27 protein-coding genes are annotated in these 23,315 nt (G+C 41.1%); 24 read left to right on the top strand and 3 right to left on the bottom strand.

The features are described from left to right. Positions 1-32: 32 nt before the first annotated feature. Positions 33-965 carry an L-lactate dehydrogenase gene (locus ACQKKK_RS00485; RefSeq protein ID WP_427613259.1) on the bottom strand — a complete coding sequence of 311 codons (933 nt, stop codon included), beginning with the start codon at positions 963-965 and terminating at the stop codon, positions 33-35. A 380-nt stretch (positions 966-1,345) separates the two neighbouring features. Here ACQKKK_RS00485 and ACQKKK_RS00490 point away from each other — a divergent pair, with 380 nt between their 5' ends. The 19 genes from ACQKKK_RS00490 (at position 1,346) to ACQKKK_RS00580 (ending at position 17,732) form a co-directional block, all read left to right on the top strand. Then, positions 1,346-1,630: a hypothetical protein gene (locus ACQKKK_RS00490; RefSeq protein ID WP_427613261.1), complete on the top strand. Its 285-nt coding sequence runs from the start codon at positions 1,346-1,348 to the stop codon at positions 1,628-1,630. 123 nt (positions 1,631-1,753) lie between these two features. Beyond that, positions 1,754-2,287 (top strand): hypothetical protein, encoded by a 534-nt coding sequence (locus ACQKKK_RS00495; RefSeq protein ID WP_427613262.1) that lies wholly within the window; start codon positions 1,754-1,756, stop codon positions 2,285-2,287. A 193-nt stretch (positions 2,288-2,480) separates the two neighbouring features. Next, entirely contained in the window at positions 2,481-3,296 is an 816-nt protein-coding gene (locus ACQKKK_RS00500) for a uroporphyrinogen-III synthase (protein WP_427613264.1), read from the top strand. A gap of 6 nt (positions 3,297-3,302) precedes the next feature. Then, a complete protein-coding gene (locus ACQKKK_RS00505; RefSeq protein WP_427613265.1) occupies positions 3,303-3,509 on the top strand; it encodes a hypothetical protein in 207 nt (68 codons plus the stop codon). 275 nt (positions 3,510-3,784) lie between these two features. After that, positions 3,785-4,195 carry a DUF4064 domain-containing protein gene (locus ACQKKK_RS00510; protein WP_427613267.1) on the top strand — a complete coding sequence of 137 codons (411 nt, stop codon included), beginning with the start codon at positions 3,785-3,787 and terminating at the stop codon, positions 4,193-4,195. 189 nt (positions 4,196-4,384) lie between these two features. Beyond that, a complete protein-coding gene (locus ACQKKK_RS00515; RefSeq protein WP_427613268.1) occupies positions 4,385-6,274 on the top strand; it encodes an immunoglobulin-like domain-containing protein in 1,890 nt (629 codons plus the stop codon). Between the two features lie 188 nt (positions 6,275-6,462). Then, positions 6,463-6,846: a DnaJ family domain-containing protein gene (locus tag ACQKKK_RS00520; protein ID WP_427613270.1), complete on the top strand. Its 384-nt coding sequence runs from the start codon at positions 6,463-6,465 to the stop codon at positions 6,844-6,846. A gap of 64 nt (positions 6,847-6,910) precedes the next feature. After that, complete coding sequence (lepB, locus tag ACQKKK_RS00525; protein ID WP_427613272.1) at positions 6,911-7,489, top strand: signal peptidase I; 579 nt, start codon at positions 6,911-6,913, stop codon at positions 7,487-7,489. 259 nt (positions 7,490-7,748) lie between these two features. Next, the gene (locus ACQKKK_RS00530) at positions 7,749-8,234 is read left to right on the top strand and encodes a DedA family protein (protein WP_427613274.1); all 486 of its coding nucleotides are present in this window, start codon (positions 7,749-7,751) and stop codon (positions 8,232-8,234) included. 913 nt (positions 8,235-9,147) lie between these two features. Continuing rightward, positions 9,148-9,624, top strand: coding sequence for a DUF2975 domain-containing protein (locus ACQKKK_RS00535; protein WP_427613276.1), 477 nt, complete (start codon positions 9,148-9,150; stop codon positions 9,622-9,624). Positions 9,625-9,634: 10 nt separating this feature from the next. After that, a complete protein-coding gene (locus ACQKKK_RS00540; protein ID WP_427613277.1) occupies positions 9,635-9,841 on the top strand; it encodes a helix-turn-helix domain-containing protein in 207 nt (68 codons plus the stop codon). A 210-nt stretch (positions 9,842-10,051) separates the two neighbouring features. Next, the gene (gene pepV, locus ACQKKK_RS00545) at positions 10,052-11,464 is read left to right on the top strand and encodes a dipeptidase PepV (protein WP_427613278.1); all 1,413 of its coding nucleotides are present in this window, start codon (positions 10,052-10,054) and stop codon (positions 11,462-11,464) included. Positions 11,465-11,485: 21 nt separating this feature from the next. Continuing rightward, positions 11,486-12,340, top strand: a complete 855-nt coding sequence (gene dat, locus ACQKKK_RS00550; protein ID WP_427613280.1) for a D-amino-acid transaminase — start codon at positions 11,486-11,488, stop codon at positions 12,338-12,340. Positions 12,341-12,583: 243 nt separating this feature from the next. Continuing rightward, positions 12,584-13,822 carry an Nramp family divalent metal transporter gene (locus ACQKKK_RS00555; RefSeq protein ID WP_427613282.1) on the top strand — a complete coding sequence of 413 codons (1,239 nt, stop codon included), beginning with the start codon at positions 12,584-12,586 and terminating at the stop codon, positions 13,820-13,822. 259 nt (positions 13,823-14,081) lie between these two features. Then, positions 14,082-14,690, top strand: coding sequence for an RNA 2',3'-cyclic phosphodiesterase (thpR, locus tag ACQKKK_RS00560; RefSeq protein WP_427613284.1), 609 nt, complete (start codon positions 14,082-14,084; stop codon positions 14,688-14,690). A gap of 21 nt (positions 14,691-14,711) precedes the next feature. Further along, on the top strand, positions 14,712-15,719 hold the full coding sequence (locus ACQKKK_RS00565) for an NERD domain-containing protein (protein ID WP_427613285.1): 1,008 nt from the start codon (positions 14,712-14,714) through the stop codon (positions 15,717-15,719). 139 nt (positions 15,720-15,858) lie between these two features. Beyond that, positions 15,859-16,128, top strand: a complete 270-nt coding sequence (locus ACQKKK_RS00570; protein WP_427613287.1) for a hypothetical protein — start codon at positions 15,859-15,861, stop codon at positions 16,126-16,128. 18 nt (positions 16,129-16,146) lie between these two features. Beyond that, positions 16,147-16,365 (top strand): hypothetical protein, encoded by a 219-nt coding sequence (locus ACQKKK_RS00575; protein ID WP_427613289.1) that lies wholly within the window; start codon positions 16,147-16,149, stop codon positions 16,363-16,365. A 584-nt stretch (positions 16,366-16,949) separates the two neighbouring features. After that, a complete protein-coding gene (locus ACQKKK_RS00580; RefSeq protein WP_283897937.1) occupies positions 16,950-17,732 on the top strand; it encodes a phosphotransferase family protein in 783 nt (260 codons plus the stop codon). On the opposite strand, the gene ACQKKK_RS00585 is transcribed toward ACQKKK_RS00580, so the two are convergent. Beyond that, on the bottom strand, positions 17,733-18,008 hold the full coding sequence (locus ACQKKK_RS00585) for a YtzH-like family protein (protein WP_427613291.1): 276 nt from the start codon (positions 18,006-18,008) through the stop codon (positions 17,733-17,735). A gap of 252 nt (positions 18,009-18,260) precedes the next feature. Here ACQKKK_RS00585 and trmB point away from each other — a divergent pair, with 252 nt between their 5' ends. Both trmB and ACQKKK_RS00595 read left to right on the top strand, forming a co-directional pair. Beyond that, a complete protein-coding gene (gene trmB, locus ACQKKK_RS00590) occupies positions 18,261-18,899 on the top strand; it encodes a tRNA (guanosine(46)-N7)-methyltransferase TrmB (protein ID WP_427613293.1) in 639 nt (212 codons plus the stop codon). 264 nt (positions 18,900-19,163) lie between these two features. After that, positions 19,164-20,009: a YtnP family quorum-quenching lactonase gene (locus tag ACQKKK_RS00595; RefSeq protein WP_427613294.1), complete on the top strand. Its 846-nt coding sequence runs from the start codon at positions 19,164-19,166 to the stop codon at positions 20,007-20,009. Positions 20,010-20,057: 48 nt separating this feature from the next. On the opposite strand, the gene ACQKKK_RS00600 is transcribed toward ACQKKK_RS00595, so the two are convergent. Beyond that, complete coding sequence (locus ACQKKK_RS00600) at positions 20,058-20,375, bottom strand: hypothetical protein (protein ID WP_427613296.1); 318 nt, start codon at positions 20,373-20,375, stop codon at positions 20,058-20,060. A gap of 178 nt (positions 20,376-20,553) precedes the next feature. On the opposite strand from ACQKKK_RS00600, the gene ACQKKK_RS00605 reads away from it, so the two are divergent. The 3 genes from ACQKKK_RS00605 to ACQKKK_RS00615 all read left to right on the top strand — a co-directional run bounded on the left by ACQKKK_RS00605 (position 20,554) and on the right by ACQKKK_RS00615 (position 23,241). Continuing rightward, positions 20,554-21,627 carry a M42 family metallopeptidase gene (locus tag ACQKKK_RS00605; RefSeq protein WP_427613298.1) on the top strand — a complete coding sequence of 358 codons (1,074 nt, stop codon included), beginning with the start codon at positions 20,554-20,556 and terminating at the stop codon, positions 21,625-21,627. A gap of 81 nt (positions 21,628-21,708) precedes the next feature. After that, on the top strand, positions 21,709-22,230 hold the full coding sequence (locus ACQKKK_RS00610) for a DUF84 family protein (RefSeq protein WP_427613300.1): 522 nt from the start codon (positions 21,709-21,711) through the stop codon (positions 22,228-22,230). Between the two features lie 141 nt (positions 22,231-22,371). Continuing rightward, entirely contained in the window at positions 22,372-23,241 is an 870-nt protein-coding gene (locus tag ACQKKK_RS00615; RefSeq protein WP_427613302.1) for an AraC family transcriptional regulator, read from the top strand. Positions 23,242-23,315: the final 74 nt, after the last annotated feature.

A 23,315-nucleotide genomic window follows, 5' to 3' on the forward strand; every position in this document is an offset into this window, starting at 1 on the left:
CCCTGCGTAAGAAATTCTGGTTAGTGTATGAACTACTCCCAAAATTGGGCTTGAATATCTTGAAGCGTATGAACAGAGCGGGCAAACTGTTCTTTTTCGCTCTCGTTTAGGGTAAGCTCGACAATGTTTTTTGCGCCTGTGCGATTAATGACTGTAGGGGTACCAATATAAACATTACTATGGCCATATTCGCCTTCCAACAATGAGCCAACTGGTAAGACGACATTTTCATTCTTTAAGATCGCTTTTGTGATTCTCGCCAATCCCATGGCGATTCCATAATACGTAGCACCCTTCGACTCAATGATCTGGTATGCAGCATCACGGACTTGAACGGCAATCTCTTTTTTTCTTGCTTCATTTAATTTTGGAGCTATCGGCAATCCGGAAAAATTGGCAGAGCTCCAAACCGGAAGTTGTGAATCACCATGTTCACCAATGATATAGGCATGGATACTTGTAGGTGCGGTATTAAATTCTTGCCCTAATAAAGAGCGGAATCTTGCAGAATCCAAGATAGTCCCTGAACCAATCACTTTTTCTTTCGGTAAACCGGAAAATTTCCATGTCGCATATGCCAAAATGTCTACTGGATTCGTTGCGACCAAGAAAATGCCATTAAATCCAGCTTTCATGATGCTGCCTACGATTGATTCAAAAATGCTCATGTTTTTCCTTACAAGATCTAGCCTGGTTTCTCCAGGCTTTTGAGCAGCTCCAGCACATATGACTACGATTGCAGCATCCCTACAGTCCTCGTATGATCCGGATTTTATATTCATGGCACTAGGTGCATACACAAGACCATGATCTAGGTCCATAACATCGCCTTTCGCTTTTTCTTGATTCAAATCGACAAGAACCAACTCATCACATATTCCTTGATTCATCAAAGCATAGGCATAACTAGATCCAACTGCACCAGTACCAACTAATACGACTTTATTTCCCTGTGTAGAATTCATAATGAATACCTCCAATTTTTTCGAATGTAAAACCTTTTTAAAGAGAAGACTTAAAAGGATATCTCCATCCCTTTAGTATGTGAAACATTTCACAAAAAGATGTAAAAAATTTGCAGGCTTGCATGTTTTTATGTTTGCAGAGTTGTTATAAACAATTACTTTGTGAAGTATTTCACAAAGTAATTGTACTACATAGCACTATAACATTGCAACAAACAAAAATATTTATTTAGGTTTTTTTACATGATAGTAGCACCTTTGCAGTAGTTGTCGGATCCTGAGCAAAGTGATTGCAGTTTTAAAAAGGAGATGATGCATGGCACAAAAGAATATAGTGTAAAGAAGGGATATTCCTAAAGGTTTAAAAGGGGCTGAGAAGTTTGATTTATATCATCATTGGAATGCTGATTTTGGTCATAGCCTGTATCGTAACTGCCAAAATAATTTCCTATAAATACTGGACTTGTATCTATACGGCATTCGGAAATGATAATTATTTTAAGGTGATAGCGAAATTGGAAAACGAGGGTATACAATTCAAAACGAAAACGCCTATGAATTTAGGTTCCCAGGATTTTCAAAATCGCCATAAAACCACTCAATATGATGTTTTTGTGAAAAAAGAACATGAGCAAATTGCCCAAAGGGCCGTGCACAAGAATTGATAAATGGAACTGGCTGTCCTGGTGGCAGTCTTTTTTTACTTGGAAGGAAAGTTAAAACTAGCGGATTTAAACTTAATGAAGAATTTGGGCTTATAAATCATTTCGGAGAAAGGGAATTGAAAGATGAAAAAACAATTGCTTAAAATTTCTGAAAGAGAAGAACTTGTCGAATTATACTCGGATACAAATGATTTAAGGAAATTCGGTGTGGCCAAGATACTAAAAGTGTCAGATGCGTTTGTAGTGGCAGCTAATATTACTTCAACCGGGATGTATGGTGGATACAGTTTACTTTATCTTGAAAGCATTCACCAAATCAATGTCAATACGAAATACATTAATAAAATCAAGAGATTATATATGGCAAAAAAACAAAATCATATTGAATTCGTTGATGGAAATGACGATTTACTTTTGAGTTTTCTGGATTTTGCACATGAAAATAGCTTCATGGTTTCAGTTGAACTTTTTAATACGGGAGATGGTGATGTGCAGGGTTTTATTAAAAACCTGGAAGATGATATATTTGTAATTTCAATGGTGAACGAAGTGGGGGAACTTGATGGTGAAGCATTCATTAAGTCGGATGCCATACATACCATTTCATGTGATGGTGAAAATGAATTCAATTTAATGCATTTATATTTCAGGAAATGATCATGGACATTATATTTCAAGGGTAATGCTGCTTTTTGCAAAGTGCTGCTAAACTATAATTTAATAGAAGATAAAAGAAAGAAAAAGGCATAGATACTTTTGTTTTTAATAGTTTAAAAGACTGAAAATTTGTATAATGATTGAGATGGATTAAGAGGTTTCAAAAATGAATGTACATATAGGAGGGGCATGGATGAGTAAGCTTAAAGGCAGGACCATTGCTTTATTGGGAGCGAGGAAGACGGAAGAACTTAGTAAAATCGTTCATAATCTTGGGGGAGTCCCGCTCGTTCGTCCAGCACAGGGGACGGTATTCCTTGATGATTCCCATTTGGAAGAGGATGTCACCCGTTTGATGGCAGGAGAGTTCGATTGGATCATCCTGACGACGGGAGTAGGGACGGAACTATTATATAAAACGGCATTGAAGATGGAAGCGGGAGATCGTTTCATAGAAGCTTTGCAGTCCATGAAAATTGCAGCTAGGGGTTATAAAACAGTGAATATGCTGAAAAAACTAGGCCTGCAGCCATTAATCCGTGATGATGATGGCAGTACGGCAGGGCTCGTTCGCAATCTAGAGGGCCATCTGCCCAGAGATGTAAAGGTCGCATTGCAGCTTCATGGCGATCCGGCGCCTCTTTTGATGAATTGGCTGGATGAGCAAAAAGTGGAGCATAAAGAAATCCTTCCATACGAACATATACCGCCCGAAAAAGAAACGATGCGTCAGCTGATCGAAGAAATTCTTGGAGGGAAAATAGATTCTGTCGTGTTCACGAGCGCACCGCAGCCTCGTAATTTGATGAAATTTGCCCGTGAACAAGGCGTGGAAGATAAAATAATCGACTGGTTTAAATCCGATGTGATTGCTCTTGCTGTCGGAAAAGTAACGGCACAGGTGGTAATAGATGAAGGAATCAAGCGGGTCATATATCCAGAAGATCAACGGATGGGCAGTGCAATGGTGGAGCTGGTGAAATATTATCAGGTCATTGCAAGCAGATAAGGGTGAGTGCGGTATGACCAAGGGCAAAGTCTATTTTGTTGGAACAAGGCAGATGTGGATATTGAATCGCTGTTAAATCAAGTCTCCATCGGGGTAAGCGGGAAAAGCACCGGCAAAAGACTTGAAGACTATGGATTTGCACTGGATATGATGCCCAAAGAGCCGTCTGTAGAAGAATTGGTGGCGTTGATCGTGAATAGGAATGTTTATTAGGCTCTGATAAAAACAGAGTCTTTTTTCCTTTGGGTGGGTGTTTTTCGTAAATAGGGCGTTGGTTAGCTGCAATCATCATATTAATTAATATTTAATTTTGCCATAATACCTGTTCTTTTTTTCAGAAGTGCTAAGCACCACTGGCACTTTCATCGGATTACTTTTACTATGCATCAGGAAAAGGATGATACCTAATTTGGGAAGGAATAAAAGTCTTTTATTCCTTCCCAAATTGGGTATTATATATAAGTGACTTTTCTAGGGAGGCGAAGTAAATGAAACGCACATGGGAATTCGTATTAAGTATCATAGGCGTGAGTATTGCTGCGATTTCTTTAATCGTGACGATTATAGCGGCAGTTTATCTCAACAGTATCGATTTGACGGAAGTGATAGACTATTCATTAATGACAGATTCCGAGTTTTCGACGTCTGAGGTGGATATGTCAATCAAGTTGTTCATGGGCTTATTATGGGCGGGGGTCGTATCGCTGTTCATCGCATTGGCAGGCGGCTTGATCGCTATCTTTCTATTAAAAGGCGGCAAAGCGAAGGGAGCCGGAATCTTATTGGTCATTACGGGCATTCTGACGGTCTTTCATGTATGGCCGCTTATCTTCTTCATCGTGCCGGGAATCATGTGCCTTGTAAGGAAACCAAGGGAAACGGTGGAAGTGATCGGATGATCCACCCTATACATAGTTTTGTAATTTGAAACAAAGGAGCTGACCCGAAAATGCGGGTCAGCTCCTTTTATTATGAACTGGAAAAATTGTGGATATTTTAGGGAGATATACCTTTTTGTACCTGCAATAACTAATCTATCATGTTACTATTATTATAAATGTAAATATAAATAGACTGGAGTTCGATCAATGAAGATACCTTTAATGAAAGTGGGAATAATGACCTGTTTAACATTCGGTTTGTTTAATGGACAGGCTTTTGCGGAGTCTGGATTAACCAATGTCTGTTCAGCTTTTGGTGAAATCCAACCGAAGAAAAATCCTTCCCATAAGCAGATTAGCTGTTTACTGACGAATGCGGCAATAGAGGCTGAAATCCCCCCTGAAGTGATAAAAGCGGTGGCTACGCAGGAAAACGGAGATTGGAGGCAATTTAATGATGCGGGCCAACCCATAAAGTCCGGTGATGGCGGTATCGGTCTAATGCAGCTTACCAATAAAAGCGGGTATGACCAGAAAAAGTTGGAAAATGATATAGTCTATAATATCGAGGCTGGCGTCGAGGTACTGAGTGACATGTATTCTAGAAGGGATTTGCCCAAGATCAAAGGTGCAGGACGCAGGGTCATTGAAAATTGGTATTTCCCAGTCATGGCTTACAATGGGACAAAACCGGTGAACAGTCCTCTTTACCAGGAAAACGGGAAAAGAAATGCGAATGCCTACCAAGAGGAAGTATTTGCCGAATTGGAAAACCAAAGTTTTTTGAATGCCACTAAACTGGCAATCTATCCATTCAGCACATCAGACTTTCAATATGACCGGGAGAGCACTGGAAATATCACCTTTAAAAAGCTGGAATACACACTGACCGATCAAACGCATGATTCTGTTTATTGGTTCAAGCCAGGAGACAAAGCGTTCACGGCGTCCAGCGTGAAAATAAGGAAAGAAATAAGCACTACAGAAGGTGCAGTATCTGTGCCATCCAATACAAGCTTAATCATCACTGGGAATTTTGATTATCACGAATCTAAGGGAAATAAATTTGTCTGGTACCCCGTACAAACGGAAGACAAAAAGATTAAGGGGTATGTTTCATCAGCTTACATCTCCAATATGCTCTCGATTGCCGCCCCTATCAAGGATACGAATAAACCTGTGATATCAGGGGCTGCTAGTAAGTCCATTCCGTTCAACTCAACTTTTAATCCTAAAACCAGCGTAAAGGCAAAGGATGATAAAGATGGTGACTTAACGAGTGCCATACGTGTGGACGGTAAGGTGGATACTAAGAAAGTGGGCATCTATAATTTGACTTATACGGTAGCTGACAAGGCTGGGAATGTTGCAAAGGCCACGAGGAAAATAACCGTTTATGATCAAGTCAAGCCTGTGATTTCTGGTGCTGGGAATAAAACTATCAAACTTAATTCTTCATTTAACCCAAAAACAAACGTGAGTGCCAAGGACAATGCCGATGGCAACCTGACAAGTAAAATCAAGGTGACGGGTACAGTGGATACGAAGAAAAAGGGGACCTATACATTGAAGTATACGGTCACCGATCAATCGAAAAATACAGCGACAGTGACCAGAAAGATCACCGTAGATGGCACCAAGCCGGTCATTTCGGGTGCCAAAAGTAAAACCATTGCCTATAAATCGACATTCAATCCTAAATCAGGTGTATCTGCGAAGGATAACCTGGATGGCAACCTGACAAGTAAAATCAAAGTAACGGGTACGGTGGATACGAAGAAAAAGGGGACCTATACATTGAAGTATACGGTCACCGATCAATCGAAAAATGCAGCGACAGTCACCAGAAAGATCACCTTAGATGGCACCAAGCCGGTCATTTCGGGTGCCAAAAGTAAAACCATTGCCTATAAATCGACATTCAATCCTAAATCAGGTGTATCTGCGAAGGATAACCTGGATGGCAACCTGACAAGTAAAATCAAGGTGACGGGTACAGTGGATACGAAGAAAAAGGGAACCTATACATTGACTTACACAGTTACGGATAAATCGACGAACAAGGCAGAGGTAAAAAGGAAAATTACAGTTAAATAGATGAAAAAAAGGATTCCGGTAAATAGTGGAATCCTTTTTTGATGAGTTGAATGTTTTTGGCTGAAAGCAGGTATATATAATAGTAGAAGGTGTTCGTTGATTTGATCTTTCAGGGTGGAGTGGATATTGATAAAAATGTTATAGTTGTAAATAGATGTAATTATAATTGATCTGAAGGGAGATTGTTTATGGGCAAAGAGCAGGGGCATGTAAACTGGATGGATCAGATTTTTAAGGATTATGAAAGGGACGGCGGGCTGAAGAATAATCCTGGCTTTGGAAAACCGCTTCCGGAGTCGGCACTATCAGGAAATATATATGACAACTTCTTGACGAAGGCAAAGGATGCCGGTTACCTTCCGCTTTGGATAAAATGGCAAAAAGAAATTCGGGAAGAGCTATCCGAATTGGTTCGATTGAAAAAAATCAATGAACCTGAATCGGAATTAATGAAACGAATTGACGATATAAATGAGAAAGTCCGTACATATAATGCGATTTGTCCGGCGCAAATGCAGCGCAGGGAAATAGAGTTGGAAAGTATCGAAATCCAACATATTAAATGGAAGTAATTGTTAATGCGTAAAATGTAGTTATTTGTATGACGTGATCATACAAGGATTATGATATAATTGCATGAATAAAAAACAGAGAGAGGGACTTCGATTGGAAAAAAGAAAAGAAGTTTTTTCATGGATAAAAGCGATCGGGATTGCAGTCATTCTAGCTTTTTTAATTCGAACGTATATTTTTGCACCGATTGTTGTGGACGGTGAGTCAATGATGCCGACTTTGCAAGACCACGAACGAATTGTTCTTACCAAGTTTGGAACGAATATCGATAGTATCGACCGGTTTGATATTGTCGTTTTTCATGCAACGGTAGATAAAGATTATATAAAAAGGGTTATCGGTCTGCCAGGTGACCATATTGAATATAAAGACGATACGCTTTATATTAATGGGAAAGCTTATGAAGAACCATACTTGGACAAATATAAGAAACAGATGGCAGGGGTGCCGCTGACTGGATCCTTCAAGCTCGAAGATATTACAGGCAGCATGACAGTGCCGGATAACCAGCTGTTCCTTATGGGGGACAATCGCCAAAATAGTTTGGATAGCCGTGAAATCGGCACGATTTCCGTCGATGAAATTGTCGGCAAGGCGAATCTAGTGTATTGGCCGATCAAGGAAATAAAAATTGTGAAATAAGAGGAAGCGGACTCTGGTATAGAGTCCGCTTTGTTGTTGCCGTTTTTCATTTCCATCATGGAGAAAAATTGACTGCCATTAACATACAAGTCCTTCAACAAAAAACGTGTCTATTCTACTTTTTTTTTCTTTTTTTATGAAAATCAACTCATATGGGTTAAATTAGGTTATCCTATTAAAAAGAAGTAATCACGTTACCCAGGCCCGCATCAGAAATTGGATTACTTTATAAAAAGGGTGCTGAGATGGAGTACTATAGATGGATATAGTAAAAGATTTAATATCAAACTATGGTTATTTTGCGATATATGGACTGTTGGCCATTGGGATTATTGGCTTGCCGGTACCAGATGAATTCATGATGACTTTTGTCGGCTATTTGTCATCCATCTCCGTTTTGAATGTCCAGGGGGCATTCCTCGTCAGTTTCCTTGGATCGATCTCCGGGATGTTTGTCAGTTATTTCATCGGGAAAAAGGTGGGTAAGCCTTTTTTGAGAAGGCATGGTAAATGGATCAAAATGACTCCCGCGAGGTTGGAAAAACTGGAGAATTGGTTCAATAAATACGGTCCTTGGACCATTATCATAGCCTATTTCATCCCAGGAGTTCGCCACTTCGCCAGTTACATGTCCGGAATGAATGGAATGGGGAAAAGAAAGTACTTTATATTTGCAGGTGCAGGGGCTTTCAGCTGGTGTTTGGTATTTACGACTTTTGGCTATTTCATTGGTGTGTTAACTTAACTTAACTTATTACACTCTTAGGCCAAATTTCTATGTGAATCAGAAAATCCCGTTTCTGGATTTCAGAAACGGGATTTTCCATTTCCACCTTTTATTATTGAGCAGAGTATCCGTCGGCGACCCAAACGCTGTAATGGAGTTGCTTTATTATTTGGTACCAGGGAATACGGCATGAACACGGACGCCCATGCGGCCAGGAAGAAATGTTCACCTTCTTCAACCACGTAATGGTCCAAATCCATTAATGCTTAACATTAGCTGCCAATCGGCCAATGTCGAATCGTTAATTCCTTTTTCTGTTGAGATACCGGCATTTTCTACGGATTGAAAGCGTTATCAATCTTTTGGGATTGAAAAGTTTGACTCCGTAGATTGTCAATATCCAAAATGGCTTAACCGTTCTATTCGAAACTATTAACAAGTAATCTTGTAGAGGCATCGCATGCATTAGGGTCCTATTCCCTTTCACTGCCTTTATCGGACTCATTTTCTATGGGGTATTTACCGGTGCGACTGAAGCGGTTCCCATAAGAAACTCGATGCTCCTTGCACTATTGGCCTTTCTATTTGTCCAATTCTCAGCAGTCCCCCAGCATGGCAATCATGGATTATGGCATGCATTTCTGGCATTCAGTTTAGGACGTTCCTTATTTTTAGCGTTATATATCCCAAGACTAAACCGAAAAGTAACGGAGCTAATGGATGAAGAGAGTCTAGTGAAATCACCTTCTTTTTAATAAGGCTATGTTGATTATATTAAGGGGATTACATAGAGTCTTCAGCAAGGATTGTTAAGAACTCAATTTAATCAGAGTGTTCTTGCATAAGCAGGAATGTTATCTATATCAATAATAATTTATTGATAATCAATAAATATTGGAATATAATACCTTTGAAAGGGAGGGGTTCAATTATGAAACGAGGAACAATAACTTTTTTAAAGGTGACTATTTTTATTCTTGGCATTACTATCCTTACCATGTGTCTATTTTGGTTACCAGGATTGGCAAGAGACGCAGCAGAAATCGATCCTGATTATGCTTATTTAAGATTTCCTGTGCTTTTTGGGTTGTATTGTACTGCAATCCCCTTTTTTCTTGCTCTTTATCAAGCATTCAAGCTTTTAAATTATATTGAAAGCGATGATGCCTTTTCGAGATTAGCGGTAATTTCGTTAGGATATATAAAGAAGTGTGCCATTGCCATAATTATCTTATATGCAATAGGGATTTTGTTTCTTGTATCACAAAGCGCTTTACACCCAGGAATAGCAATTCTTGGCGGTGTCATCATTTTTGCAACGTTAGTTATTTCACTTTTTACTGCTGTTCTTCAGGAATTGTTAAGAAGTGCGCTTGAAATAAAATCAGAAAATGATTTGACAGTTTGAGGTGATGAAAGTGGCAATTATAATCAATATTGATGTGATGTTAGCTAAAAGAAAAATGAGCGTAACAGAACTTTCTGAGAGGGTTGGAATAACGATGGCTAATCTTTCTATATTGAAAAATGGAAAGGCAAAAGCCATTAGATTTTCAACTTTGGAGGCAATATGTAAGGCATTGGACTGTCAGCCTGGTGATGTTCTGGAATACAGAAGTGAATGAGTATTCAAATTTAAGGATTGCCTAAGTGCTAGAGGCATCGAAGATAAGGATCATCTACAGGGTTCGTGTTTTTTTATAATAAGGGAAATTTACCGGTAGTTTGACATTAGCAATAAAACGGGAATACGAAGAAAAGGTAGCAACGCTTGGCGAATCAGATAGGAAAAGTGATAAAATGAAAAATATATATAAAAGAGGAGTTGACGTATTTTGAGTGAATTGAATTGGCGAGAAGAAGTTGAAAAACGGAAAATGGACCTATTACTGGACACACAAAACTTATTGAAAATAAAAAGTGTATTGGATGAAGAGCATCCGACAGAGGAGGCCCCATTCGGTAAAGGGGTGAAGGAAGCGCTTGATTACATGCTTCAATTAGCCGAAAAAGACGGATTTACTGTGAAAAATGTCGATAATGTCGCTGGCCATATTGAAATGGGTGAAGGCGAGGAGTTAATCGGTATTTTATGCCATGTCGACGTGGTACCTGAAGGAGATGGGTGGAGTTCGGATCCGTTTGGCGCTGAAATCCGTAATGGCCGCATATATGCTCGTGGGGCAATAGATGATAAAGGGCCGACGATGGCTGCCTATCATGCAATGAAACTGGTCAGGGAGCTAGGAAAACCTTTGAACAAACGTGTAAGGATGATCATTGGTACGGATGAAGAATCGAACTGGCGCTGCGTTGACCGGTACTTTGAAGTGGAGGAAATGCCATCGATGGGCTTCGCACCAGATGCTGACTTCCCGATCATCAGTGCTGAAAAGGGAATCTGGGATTTCTCGGTTATCCAACCTGCAGATGCAGGAAATGGTACGAACTCTGAAGTTAATGTTATGGAATTTTCTTCAGGTCGCAGGACAAATATGGTACCGGATTTTGCTACGGCGATTGTGGAAGCGGCTAATCCTGGTGAAGTAGTGGCAAACTATAAGGCTTATTTGCAAAAATACTCATTGAAGGGCAAGGCAGTTCCGCAAAAAAATCAAGTGCTCCTTGAAATGAATGGTGTCTCGGCACACGCGATGGAACCGAAAAATGGAATTAATGCAGGTCTGCATTTAGCTGTTTTTTTAGCTGATCTCACTCTTGACCCGCATGCGAAAGCCTACTTCACTTTCATCAAGGGTCGTTTGTTTGAAGATTCCCGTGGAAATAATTTAGGTGTGGCTTATTCGGATGAGCAAACAGGTGAATTGACGGTCAATGCCGGCGTTTTCAATTATTCAAAACAAGGGGACAGCTCGATTGGTTTCAGTATGCGCTATCCGGTGACGTTTGAGTGGGAACAGGAAAAGGCGGCATTGGAAGAGAGGCTTGCGGCATATAATTTGAAAGTGAAGACCAATTCGCATTCGACTCCACATTATGTGAACAGTGAAAGCTTTTTGATTAAGACGTTGCAGGAAGTTTATGAAGCGGAGACAGGTGATAAAGCTGAGCTCCTTTCGATTGGCGGCGGCACCTACGCCCGTTCATTGAAAGAAGGTGTGGCATTTGGCCCGCTTTTCCCTGGCAGCGAAGATGTTGCGCATCAGAAAGATGAATATATTGATATTGAAGATATGCTAAAGGCCACGTCCATTTATGCACGTGCCATTCATGAATTGGCCAAATAAAAGGGTGAGAAGGAGAAAGACATGGGAAAAATCATTTTTAACGGCGACCTTAAAAGCAGGTCCGAAGTAAAGGTTGACATTGAAGACCGGGGATATCAATTCGGTGATGGAGTCTATGAAGTCATCCGGGTTTATAATGGCGAATTATTTGCGGGAGACATGCATCTGAACCGGCTGATGGACAGTGCGAAGTTGATTCAGATGAAAGTTCCCTTTACTGTAGCGGAAATCAAAACACGCATCAAAGAGCTGATCACTGAAGATCGATTGAAAAACGGCATCGTCTATATGCAGCTGTCGAGGGGAGTATTTCCGCGTTCACACTCTTTTCCAAGTGCAGAGGTGGAACCTGTCTTTGTAGCCTATACGAAGGAAACGCCTTATACAGGAAAAATGAAGCCAGGGGTCAATGGCATTACGACCGAAGATATACGCTGGCTGCGCTGTAATATTAAGAGTTTAAATCTACTTGGTAATATAATGGCTAAACAGCAAGCGGTTGAAGCTGGCTGTGATGAAGCGATCCAGCATCGAGATGGCACGGTGACGGAGGGAAGTTCGTCAAATGTCTCAATCGTGGTGGATGGACTACTTAAAACGCACCCTGCCACCAACTTGATCCTGAATGGAATTACCCGTCAGGTGATGCTGAAACTTTGCGCTGAACATGGAATTCCCTATGTCGAAGAGGCCTTCACTGTCGAGGACATGATGGCAGCCGATGAAGTCCTTTATACGAGCACAAGCGTCGAAGTGACACCAATTATAAATATCGATGGCCAATCAATTGCAGCAGGGGAACCCGGTCCGATAACTCAAAGACTGCAAAAACTGTTTTCCGAAGAAATCGAGAGGCAATGCGGTTCGGTTAAATAGATAAAACCCCCCCTTTGCCGAAACTGGCAAGGGGATTTTTTATTTATAGTGCAATTGCCTGACTTCAAGCCGGAAATGTCTGAACCTCTTTTTACCCGTCTCCGTTCACGTTAAAAACAGCCACCTTATTCATGTAAAAAAAATTTTGACATTTTCAAGATCCAGGAATATACTTGCTAATAATCTAAAAAGTTTACCCGTTGCAACAATTTGAGTTGCGTGTAAAAAGGAGTTGAAATAGATATGGTCGATGTATTGCATCAATCTTCTTCGAGAGGGATCAAACAACTGCTTCCTTATCTAGGACCGGCCTTTATAGCAGCTGTGGCCTATATTGATCCAGGGAATTATGCTACCAATATTACTGCCGGATCTAAATATGGCTATACATTATTATGGGTTATCTTCGCATCTAATTTAATGGCTGTGCTGATTCAATCACTATCCGCTAAATTGGGGATAGCCACAGGAAAGAACCTACCAGAGTTATGCAGGGAGAAATTTTCGAAAAAGGCATCTTTCTTATTATGGATTCAAGCCGAAGCCGTCATAATGGCAACGGACTTAGCTGAATTCATAGGAGCGGCACTGGGAATTTATTTGCTATTTGACTTACCGCTTATCACATCGGCCATTATTGCAGCGATCGGTTCTTTTGCCATTTTAGAAATCCAGCGTAGAGGTTATCGGACATTCGAAGCCTTGATCACGGTCATGATATTTGTTGTAGTGATTGCCTTTGGTGCTCAAGTTTTTTATGCGAAACCTGACACTTCATCCGTTGTTTTAGGACTCTTCACTCCAAAATTCGAGGGAGTGGACAGTATTTTACTATCGGCGGGTATGCTTGGAGCTACCGTTATGCCACATGCGATTTACCTTCATTCCTCTTTAACTCAGAAGAGAATTGTCGGTAAAAACGATTTGGAAAGAAAAAGGATTTTTCGTTTTGAGCTAATTGATATTATCATCGCCATGTTGATTGCAGGTGGGATCAATGCCGCCATGGTCATTGTTTCAGCTGCCCTATTTCATAAGAATGGAATACTTGTAGAGGATTTGGATGTTGCCTATCAACAATTCGGTGCCATGCTTGGACCCTCTGTCGCGATGCTCTTTGGAATAGGCTTATTATTTGCCGGTTTATCCAGCTCATCCGTTGGTGTAATGACAGGTGATGTAGTCATGCAGGGATTCATTAAAAGACATATACCAATCTATTTGAGAAGGGTCATAACGACCGTCCCGCCTCTGCTGATAATATTATGGGGAGTGAACCCATCTAAAGCACTTGTGATGAGTCAAGTTGTACTCTCGTTTGGCATCGCATTTGCCTTAGTGCCATTGATCATGTTCACGAGCAATAAAAAAATCATGGGCAATCTGGTCAATCATAAAGTCACCTCAAGCATTGCATGGCTCATTGCTGTACTCATCATCGGACTGAATTTGTTCCTTCTTTACGAAACTCTGTTCAGCTAAAAGAAGAAGAGGCAGACAAGGAACATTTTGAACTGCACCTCCAATTGTTAGACAACATCTAACAATTGGAGGTGCAGTTTTTTTGTTAATCCTACTTGCTTGCGAATAAATTGTTCTTGCGGGAGATAATCCGTCCTCCCCAAAGTATTATGAACAATCCTTCTGAAGGATTACTTCCCAGTATGGAAGAGTGGGAATATTCCAGTCTTTTTTTGATGAGGGGGAATATTTATAAGGAAATCCAAGAAAGGTATAGGCAATGGAAATTATGGTAAAATTAATGGGAAAACAGGAAGGGATGTTTGTGACCATGAATACTCATTTTTTCTTTGCTTTAGTATTACCTGATGATATTAAGGCTTATTTAAATGCTGTTACGGAGCAACTGAGGTCAGACTTTCCATTTAAGAAATGGCTGCATCCAGCCGATTATCATATTACGATGGCATTTTTGGGCAATGCTCCCGATCCATTGAAAAAGGACGCTTTGGAGCGTGTGGAAAGCAAGCTTGCGAATGAGGCCTCATTTGGTTTGAAACTCGGCGATATCGGCGGTTTTGGCAAGAGTGAGAGTCCAAGGATTCTATGGGCAGGTGTCAACCAGCAAGAAAGGCTTTTTACCATTCAAAGTAAAATTTATAATTCATGTATCGAGGCAGGTTTTGAACTTGATAAAAAGCCGTTTAAGCCTCATATAACGCTGGCAAGAAAATTTGAGGGGGAAAGTCCCTTTTCGTTGGAGAGCGTCCGGCAGATAGCGAATTTGGAGGATAAGGATTTTGAAGCTGACCAGGTTGCGTTATATCAAACACATCTTGGAGCTTCGCCTTCATACGAGAAGATTTTCACGATACCCCTTGAAAAATAGAGAAAGATGGGTGGTGGCTGTATGGCACAGCTCATAAAGATGCAGGATTATATTTCCCGGTATGAGCAGGATATTTATCGATATCCAACACAATTTGCACGGTTGAAAAAACAGCAATGGGATATATTGAAGGCTGCTTATAATGCGGGTGAGCTAGATCGGTTGTATAGCGAATATGCTGAAAGTGAAACACAGGTCAAGATTGATACTTCCCAGGAAGGGTCAAAGGGCCTGTTTAAAAGGGTGAAAGGCATATTCCACAGGGCAGATAAACTGGAGGCAGAGGCGGAAGAGTTGGTAATACAAAACCAAGTTGAAAATCCTAATGTATTTTCATTAAAGTTTCCGTTCCGTCCGGCCAGTCTGGATGAATTAAAGCAGAATTTTTTAAATCAATTGCTCCGCTTCCAAATGAAATGGGGAAGCTCGACGCTTCGTGAAAAATCATTTGTGGACCAATCATTCTTTTTGGATGAAAGGCTCCGCTTCTTTCTGCAGCGTTTTCCGGATACGTTTCTTGTATTATATAAACCTATTTTCCTATTGAAAAATGCTCCTGTTGAAGTCGATGTCATTTTATTGACCCCAGTTGACGCTTGGTGCATCACTTTTCTGGAAGCCGAGGAAGACGCTGCTTTCATCGGTTCGAGTGATCGTTTCTGGATCCGCAGGCATCATAAGCATCCTGATAAAAAAGTGCTCAACCCTTTGCTGGGCTCAAATCGGATGGGGAACATCGTCTCCCAGTTATTTGAGCTTTATGAAGTGAACGTGCCGATTAAGAAGGTGATTCTATGCCGGAATGGATATGTGGATTACCCCGAAACTCCTAATGATATTACGATATTGGATAAACGGACCTTCCCGGATTGGTTTGATAGGATGCGGGCTATATCATCTCCTCTTAAGGCACAGCAGTTAAAAGGCGCACAGGCATTGCTGGAATATTGCCAAACTACATCCAGCCTGCGACCTGAATGGGATGCCGAATATAACCAAACAGAGGGAAATGAACATGCCGCCCCTTAATGAAGCGCTGTATTTCATTGTCAATCAAATGACTGGTAATGAAAAGAGTGGAGGATTAGAAGGAATCCATGGAAATACTGAAATCAAAAGCTATTCCCTATGAGGTGTTTTTTACAAGGGAAAAGGGGCTGGGCTAAGATTGACGAAGGAAATACTATCAGGGACAAATCAGGAAACCCAGGTGTTCGCTGTCGGGGAGTTGGCACGATTAAGTGAAATGATAAAAGGCGCCATTGGCTTTCCTCATACGATCATCGGCGCCCTTGCGGCTGGGTCTGGCAATGATTATGTAAGGGGCATTCAAAAAACTGAGAGTGTGGAAGAAGCCCTGTCTTTATTTCAGGGTACCGCCTTTAGTGCCGTGATATTGGACAGTTCGAGACGAATGGTAAGGTTGGTTATTTTATGAACGGCCTTGGCATTAGAAATGATGCTGAAATTTCCGCTGATGCGGACCATTCCTTTCTCTAAAAAATGGTTTAATTTTGTCAGAGCGGGTAAATTAATTTATCAGTTCATTTTTATAAAAAAATTATTTTCTTATCAGCCCAGCGGTATGGAGTTGATCATTGATGAAAACCGGCAGCTTTTGAAAAAGGTATGGTTCGTTGTCATTGCGAACCAGCAAACTTTGGCGGTGGAATGAAAATTTCACCGCTGCCAAAGCTGGATGATGGCAGGCTGAATGTAAATGCGGACCATGATATTACATGGTTGAAATTATTGACCGTATTCATCACTGTTTTATGGGCGGTCACATAAATATTAAAAATGTTGATTCTTTTTCTGGTAAAATGATAACAATGAGGAATCACGGGTCGGTAAAAATCCAGTATGATGGGGAAATTGTAGGAATGGGTAAAGTAGCTGTAGTCGTTCTGAAAGAGAAAATCCGCGTCATGTTCAAGGATGATGGTCCATGCAAAAATATGAAATGATTTATTTGTTTTTGTTTTATGCGTATAATCGTTCTATAGTACTTGACGAAGAAACCGTTTTTCAACTAAAATTTAATTTATGGCTATTGTTTAATTGCTCAATAGCTATTTTTTTATTTCTCTAAAATGAGGATGTTTTTAATTGCGGGTATCATCCCGATGCACGTATATATGCAGCTTCGCCAGCAGGCGGATTTTTTATTAAACATGGACTCAAAGTAGTGGTAATACATACACTAGGTTAACGTACCCATATTTGTATGATTAAGCGAGGAAATCGAAGGTGAACCAGTTGGAACATTTATTAGGTCAGGAGTGGGATATATCCCCTGCTGGAGGAGCTACGGGAGAAGCCTTTATTGCCGAGAAAGAAGGGCAGAAGCTCTTCCTTAAACGAAATTCATCGCCATTTTTAGCTGTTCTTTCAGCTGAGGGCATTGTTCCAAAGTTAATGTGGACAAAACGCCTGGAAAATGGGGATGTAATTACGGCCCAGCATTGGATGGAAGGCAGGGAGCTATCTCAGCAGGAAATGAACAATATAAGAGTCGCAAAGCTGCTTCAAAAAATTCATCAATCCGATCCTTTGTTAAGCATGCTCAAAAGGCTTGGAAAATCCCCTTTACGACCTGAAAGTATACTTACAGACATAGAAACCGGGTTAACTTCGGATGTAACGGATATTCCGATTATCAAGCAAGCCATCCATTTTTTGCAGAACAATCTCCTGTTGATTGAATGCGACGAAAAAGTCGTCTGTCATTGTGATGTGAACCATAATAATTGGCTCATGACCGAAACCGACGGACTGTTTCTGATTGATTGGGACGGAGCGGTCATTGGCGATCCGGCCATTGACCTCGGCATACTCCTGTATTCATATGTCCCAAGGGAAGAATGGAATCAATGGCTTGCCCGTTATGGCAAGAAGCTTGACGCAGGCCTGGAGATGAGGATGAAATGGCACACGGTTTCACAACTTGTGCTTTCCATCCAATGGCATCATCGTAGAAAGCGGTACGAGGAAAGAAATGAATTACTGCAAAAACTTGAAGCATTATTGATGGTTGGCTGATCAGAATTGATCTATATCATCAACCCACTGGGACAAGTCGTTCTGGTGGGTTAAAATATGTGCTTCTAAATCGGCGGTACCGATGCCTGTCTGACTGTATTCGTAAATCTCTGTCAGTATCGTTTTCACATTGCTGTCAATATCCATGTTGATCATTAAGGATTTGACGAGCCTTTCAACCTGTTCACATTCAGCAACGGATCCGCAGCAGTCTTTTTGATGATTGGTTAATATATCTTTTAATAGTGACATTTGATGTTCATGGGAAATCGGCATTTAATACCTCTCCTTTCTTAAATATGGATTCTAGGGATTTCCAGGTGGTTCTCGCCTGCCCTTCACTTATTTATGGTGTGTTTTGCGGAAAGTTTTATACATGAAAACTACAGAGACTGTCGCCTGGATGGCCGGCAGTTTTTTTATTTGTTCAGTGGGTGCATGCAGGCTTTTCCTGAAAAAATCAACTTGCAGAAATCCATCCACTCGTGTTATGGTTTGAACGATTATATTATAAATAGGGGTGTCATCATGCGTTTAAGAAATAAACCTTGGGCTGAAGACCGTTTGAATGATTTTCCGCAATATGTAATTCAGCAGCCAGTGAGCCATAAAGGTAAATGGCATGAAGTTTTCGGTAACGATAATCCGTTATATATTGAAGTGGGTACGGGAAAAGGCCGTTTTATAACAGAAATGGCAAAAGCTCATCCTGATGTGAATTTCATTGGAATTGAAGTATATAGAAGCGTCATTGTAGCGGCACTCGACTTGCTGATTGAAGCAGAAGTTCCGAATTTAAAGCTGTTGAATGTTGACGCAGCGAACTTAGGTGAATATTTTGCAAAAGGTGATGTGGATCGCGTCTACTTGAATTTCTCTGATCCATGGCCAAAATCACGCCATGCAAAACGTCGGTTAACGTATAAGACATTCCTCGAGGTATATGAAGGAATCCTGCCAGACAACGGCGAGATTCATTTCAAGACGGATAACCAAGGGTTATTCGAATCTTCCTTGAAGAGTATTTCCGAATACGGCATGCTCTTGAAATATGTAAGCCTTGATCTGCATAACAGCAGTTTTGAAGGAAATATCATGACTGAATATGAAGAAAAGTTCTCGAGTAAAGGCAACCGGATATACCGGTTGGAAGCAATGTTCCAATAATCATCGTTCAGAAACCAGGTGCATAGCATCTGGTTTTTATTTTGTTAAAGTCAAAAAAATGTTCATATCTCCCTTTTGTAAAAGAGCGGATTAATGCTGTTAATCATCAAGGATATCGAGGAAACTCAAGAACTATGGATTTCCTGGAAAGATCAAACATTTGCGGTCCGATAAAGGGTGTTTTTCATTTAGAGGAACGAGATGATTGTTATCAATTTCAATATCTGGAAGCGGGTGTTAAACTAAAGGAAGAGGAGGGGTAAAATGGAAACGATGCAAATAGGGGAAATTAAATTAACATGGTTGAATGGCGGCGTGACTCACTTGGATGGTGGCGCGATGTTCGGTGTTGTACCGAAACCGCTTTGGGCCAAGAAGTATCCTGTTAACGAAAATAACCAAATCGAGTTACGTACGGATCCGATCTTAGTGCAGGCGAATGGATTGAACATGCTGATAGATTCCGGTATTGGTAATGGAAAGATGAATGACAAGCAAAGACGGAATTTTGGGGTGACGGAGGAATCCAATCTTGTTGAAGATCTTGGCAGACTTGGGATTCAGCCAAATGATATCGATTACATTTTAATGACACATCTACATTTCGACCATGCCTGCGGTTTAACGAAACGTAAAGGTGAAAATTGGGTGCCTGTTTTCGAGCGTGCAGAAATTATTACTACCCAAACTGAATGGAAAGAAATGCAAAACCCGAATATTCGTTCAAAAAGTACATATTGGGCAGAAAACTGGGAGGCTGTCGCTTCTCTTGTCCGTCCTTTTGAAGGGGAGCAAGAAATTACGGACGGCATTAAAATGATCCATACTGGGGGTCATAGTGATGGACATGCGATCATCATCATTGAAGATGGCGGGGATAGATTGATCCACATGGCAGATATCATGCCGACGCACGCGCATGCGAATGTCCTCTGGGTACTCGCTTATGACGACTATCCTATGACTTCCATCGAGGCGAAGGAAAAATGGATGAAATCCGGACTGGAAAATGGGTCATGGTACAGCTTTTACCATGATGCCCACTATTGTGCCATCAAGTGGGATGTAACGGGTAAGGATATAATAGCCGAATTGAAACGGAAACGGTAAGCGGGAAAGCAAAAGGAGGACGTCATTTTGACTGCCCTCCTTTTTGTATCAATCATTTTGTTCATTAAGTTCCAATATCGTTCCTGTAGAGGCATCTGCAACAAATTCGAATTGCTCGCGTTTTCCCTCTGTGTTTCTAGTGATCCCGCCTTTGTACACTTCATAGTCCAAATCATTTTTTGTATAGTTTTCCGGCTTCATCAAGATCCATGAGCCATATATATTTCCATCCTTTTTGACCGTTTCCTTCACTTGGGCCAAGACTTTATCCGGAGAAGGTTTACTTGATTGATCCAATATTTGCTTTGTTGCATAGCCAGCGGCAAACCCGGCTGCAGTACCTAGTAAAAACGTTTTCCAATTCATTTATTTCTCCTCCATTGCATTTTTTAAAATCACTCCTATTAGTATACAGAAGAACGTACTATTTGACTAATAATTTGAAATTTTAACCATTAACTGATAAATTAGAACTTTCTAGTGTAACATGAAGATAAGTTCTGTAAAATAGTAAGAAACAATACATAGGTGAGGGGTAAAAGAAATGAATCATGAGACTTTAGAACTTTTTAAAACATTGACGGAATTACCAGGTGCATCGGGAAATGAACATGCAGTTCGGAGTTTCATGAGGAGTGAGCTGGAAAAGTATTCGGATGAAATCGTCCAAGACCGCCTTGGCGGAATATTTGGCTTAAAAAGAGGGAATGAAGAAGGGCCGACTGTACTAGTTGCAGGGCATATGGATGAGGTGGGCTTCATGGTCACTTCCGTAACGGAAAATGGAATGATCCGTTTTCAGACCCTTGGAGGCTGGTGGAGTCAAGTTCTTTTGGCCCAAAGAGTCGAAATCATTACCGATAACGGCCCGGTCATTGGTGTAATCGGTTCGATTCCTCCTCATTTGCTTGATGATTCGCAACGCTCAAAACCGATGGATATCAAAAATATGCTGATTGATATCGGGGCGGATGATAAGGAAGACGTGAAGAGAATCGGTATTAAGCCTGGTCAGCAGATTGTCCCGATTTGTCCATTCACGCCGATGGCCAATGAGAAAAAAATCCTTGCAAAAGCGTGGGATAATCGTTACGGGTGCGGACTTGCAATCGAATTGTTAAAAGATTTAAAAGATGAAACATTACCGAATATCTTATATTCCGGAGCAACCGTGCAGGAGGAAGTGGGATTACGGGGTGCGCAGACTGCAGCTCATATGATCAAACCGGATCTTTTCTTCGCTTTAGATGCAAGTCCGGCGAACGATATGTCCGGCAGTAAAAGTGAATTTGGCCAGCTAGGGAAAGGGGCACTGCTCCGCATTTTTGATCGTTCGATGGTTACCCATCGCGGCATGAGGGAATTCATCCTTGATACGGCAGAAACGAATGATATTCCATATCAATATTTCGTTTCCCAAGGCGGCACGGATGCAGGGCAGGTCCATATTGCAAATGAAGGAATTCCAAGCGGGGTGATTGGCATTTGTTCCCGCTATATTCATACACATGCATCCATGATTCATATTGATGATTATGCCGCTGCACGTGAACTGATTGGGAAATTGGTTCGTTCCTGCGATAAATCGACATTTGAGACATTGAAAAATAACGGTTGATGAAGGAAGCTGAAATGGAAAGGGATGCTGTCATGTATCTCTTTCTAGCAGCTTTTTTTACATAGAAGGAAGGTAAGTATATTGAAAATTGCAGTGGGCAGTAAAAATCCTGCGAAAGTAAAGGCAGTGCTTGATGTATATGAAGAAGCTGAAATCATTTCACTTCAAGTGGAAAGCGGGGTCCCGGACCAGCCATTTTCAGATGAGGAAACGTTGGATGGGGCAATGACACGTGCTCGGAATTGCTTAATTCACAGTGATGCTGAAATCGGTATCGGACTTGAAGGCGGTGTCGTGAAAATGGAACAGGGCCTGTTTCTGTGTAATTGGGGTGCGATGGCCACGAGAGACGGTAAGGTCTTTGTAGCTGGCGGAGCAAGAATCCCGCTACCCCAAATTATTGCTGAGAAGCTGCTGGGCGGTCAAGAGTTGGGTCCGGTGATGGACGCCTTTACAAAGCAAGAGAATATTAGCAAAAAGGAAGGAGCGATCGGCGTGTTTACAAATGAGCGAATCACCAGGGGGGAAATGTTCCTTCATATCATGAGGATGCTTGCCGGTCAACACGAGTATAAGCCGAAAATGAAAAAAGAGGATTTTTGAATCATGTCATGAGCGAATGCATACTTCGGATCGGCGAATGCGAGTTCAAATCAGCAAAAAAGAATACTGCCAAAACAGAGCAGAATCTGACAGGATTTTAATGAGCGGGGTTGCTAGTATAAATGACAAGGGGTGAGCGGAATGGGGTGGGTTGAATCAATCCAGAAGGCCATCGAGTATATCGAGGAGCACTTATTGGAGGACCTGACAATCGAGAGCATTTCCAGGCAAGCGAATGCTTCAGCTTTTCATTTTCAAAGGACATTCACCATTTTAACGGATATTTCAATTGGTGAATATATCCGGCGTCGAAGATTGACATTAGCGGCCCAGGAGATTTCATCCACAAATGGCAAGGTCATTGATTTAGCTTACAAGTATGGCTATGACACTCCCGAGGCATTCTCAAAAGCTTTTCGAAGGCAGCATGGAGTATCTCCAAGTGAAGCCCGAAAGTATATGGGGAAGCTGAAATTCTATGAACGCCTGGTGATACAGGTGATTTTGAAAGGGGCAAAACCGATGAAATACAATATCCTCGAAAGGGATTCCTTTCAATTGATTGGAATCAAGCAAGAGTTTTCCTTGGTTAATGAAGAAAATTTGGTTGGAATTCCGATGTTGTGGGATAAAGTGAATGAGGATGGAACCAGCGATAGGTTAGGGAATTTGAATAATGGCCAAATAGATGGCTTGATTGGTGTATGTGTCGATAAGCGGGCAGTGGAAAAAAATGAAACGATGGATTATTGGATAGGTGCTGAGTATGCCGGGAAAGTGCCTGAAGAGTTTTCAACACTTACGATACCGGCTTCCAAGTGGGTTGTATTTGAAGTTCATGGGCCTATGCCGGATGCCATTCAAAAAGCTTGGAAGCAAATTTTTTCCGAATGGTTCCCTACTAGCGGTTATGAACATGCCGGGACTCCTGAATTGGAAGTATATGCGAATGATGACGCATCAAATCCTGATTATTACTCGGAAATTTGGATTCCCATTAGAAAGGGATAAGTTATAACACATAAAATATTGTTTTTCGCTTGTAGGGCAGATTAGGTTCATCTAACTTTCCCTACAAGCTTTTT

This window comes from Peribacillus sp. NPDC006672 (assembly GCF_050274955.1).
In the GTDB taxonomy this organism is placed as follows: Bacteria; Bacillota; Bacilli; order Bacillales; family DSM-1321; genus Peribacillus.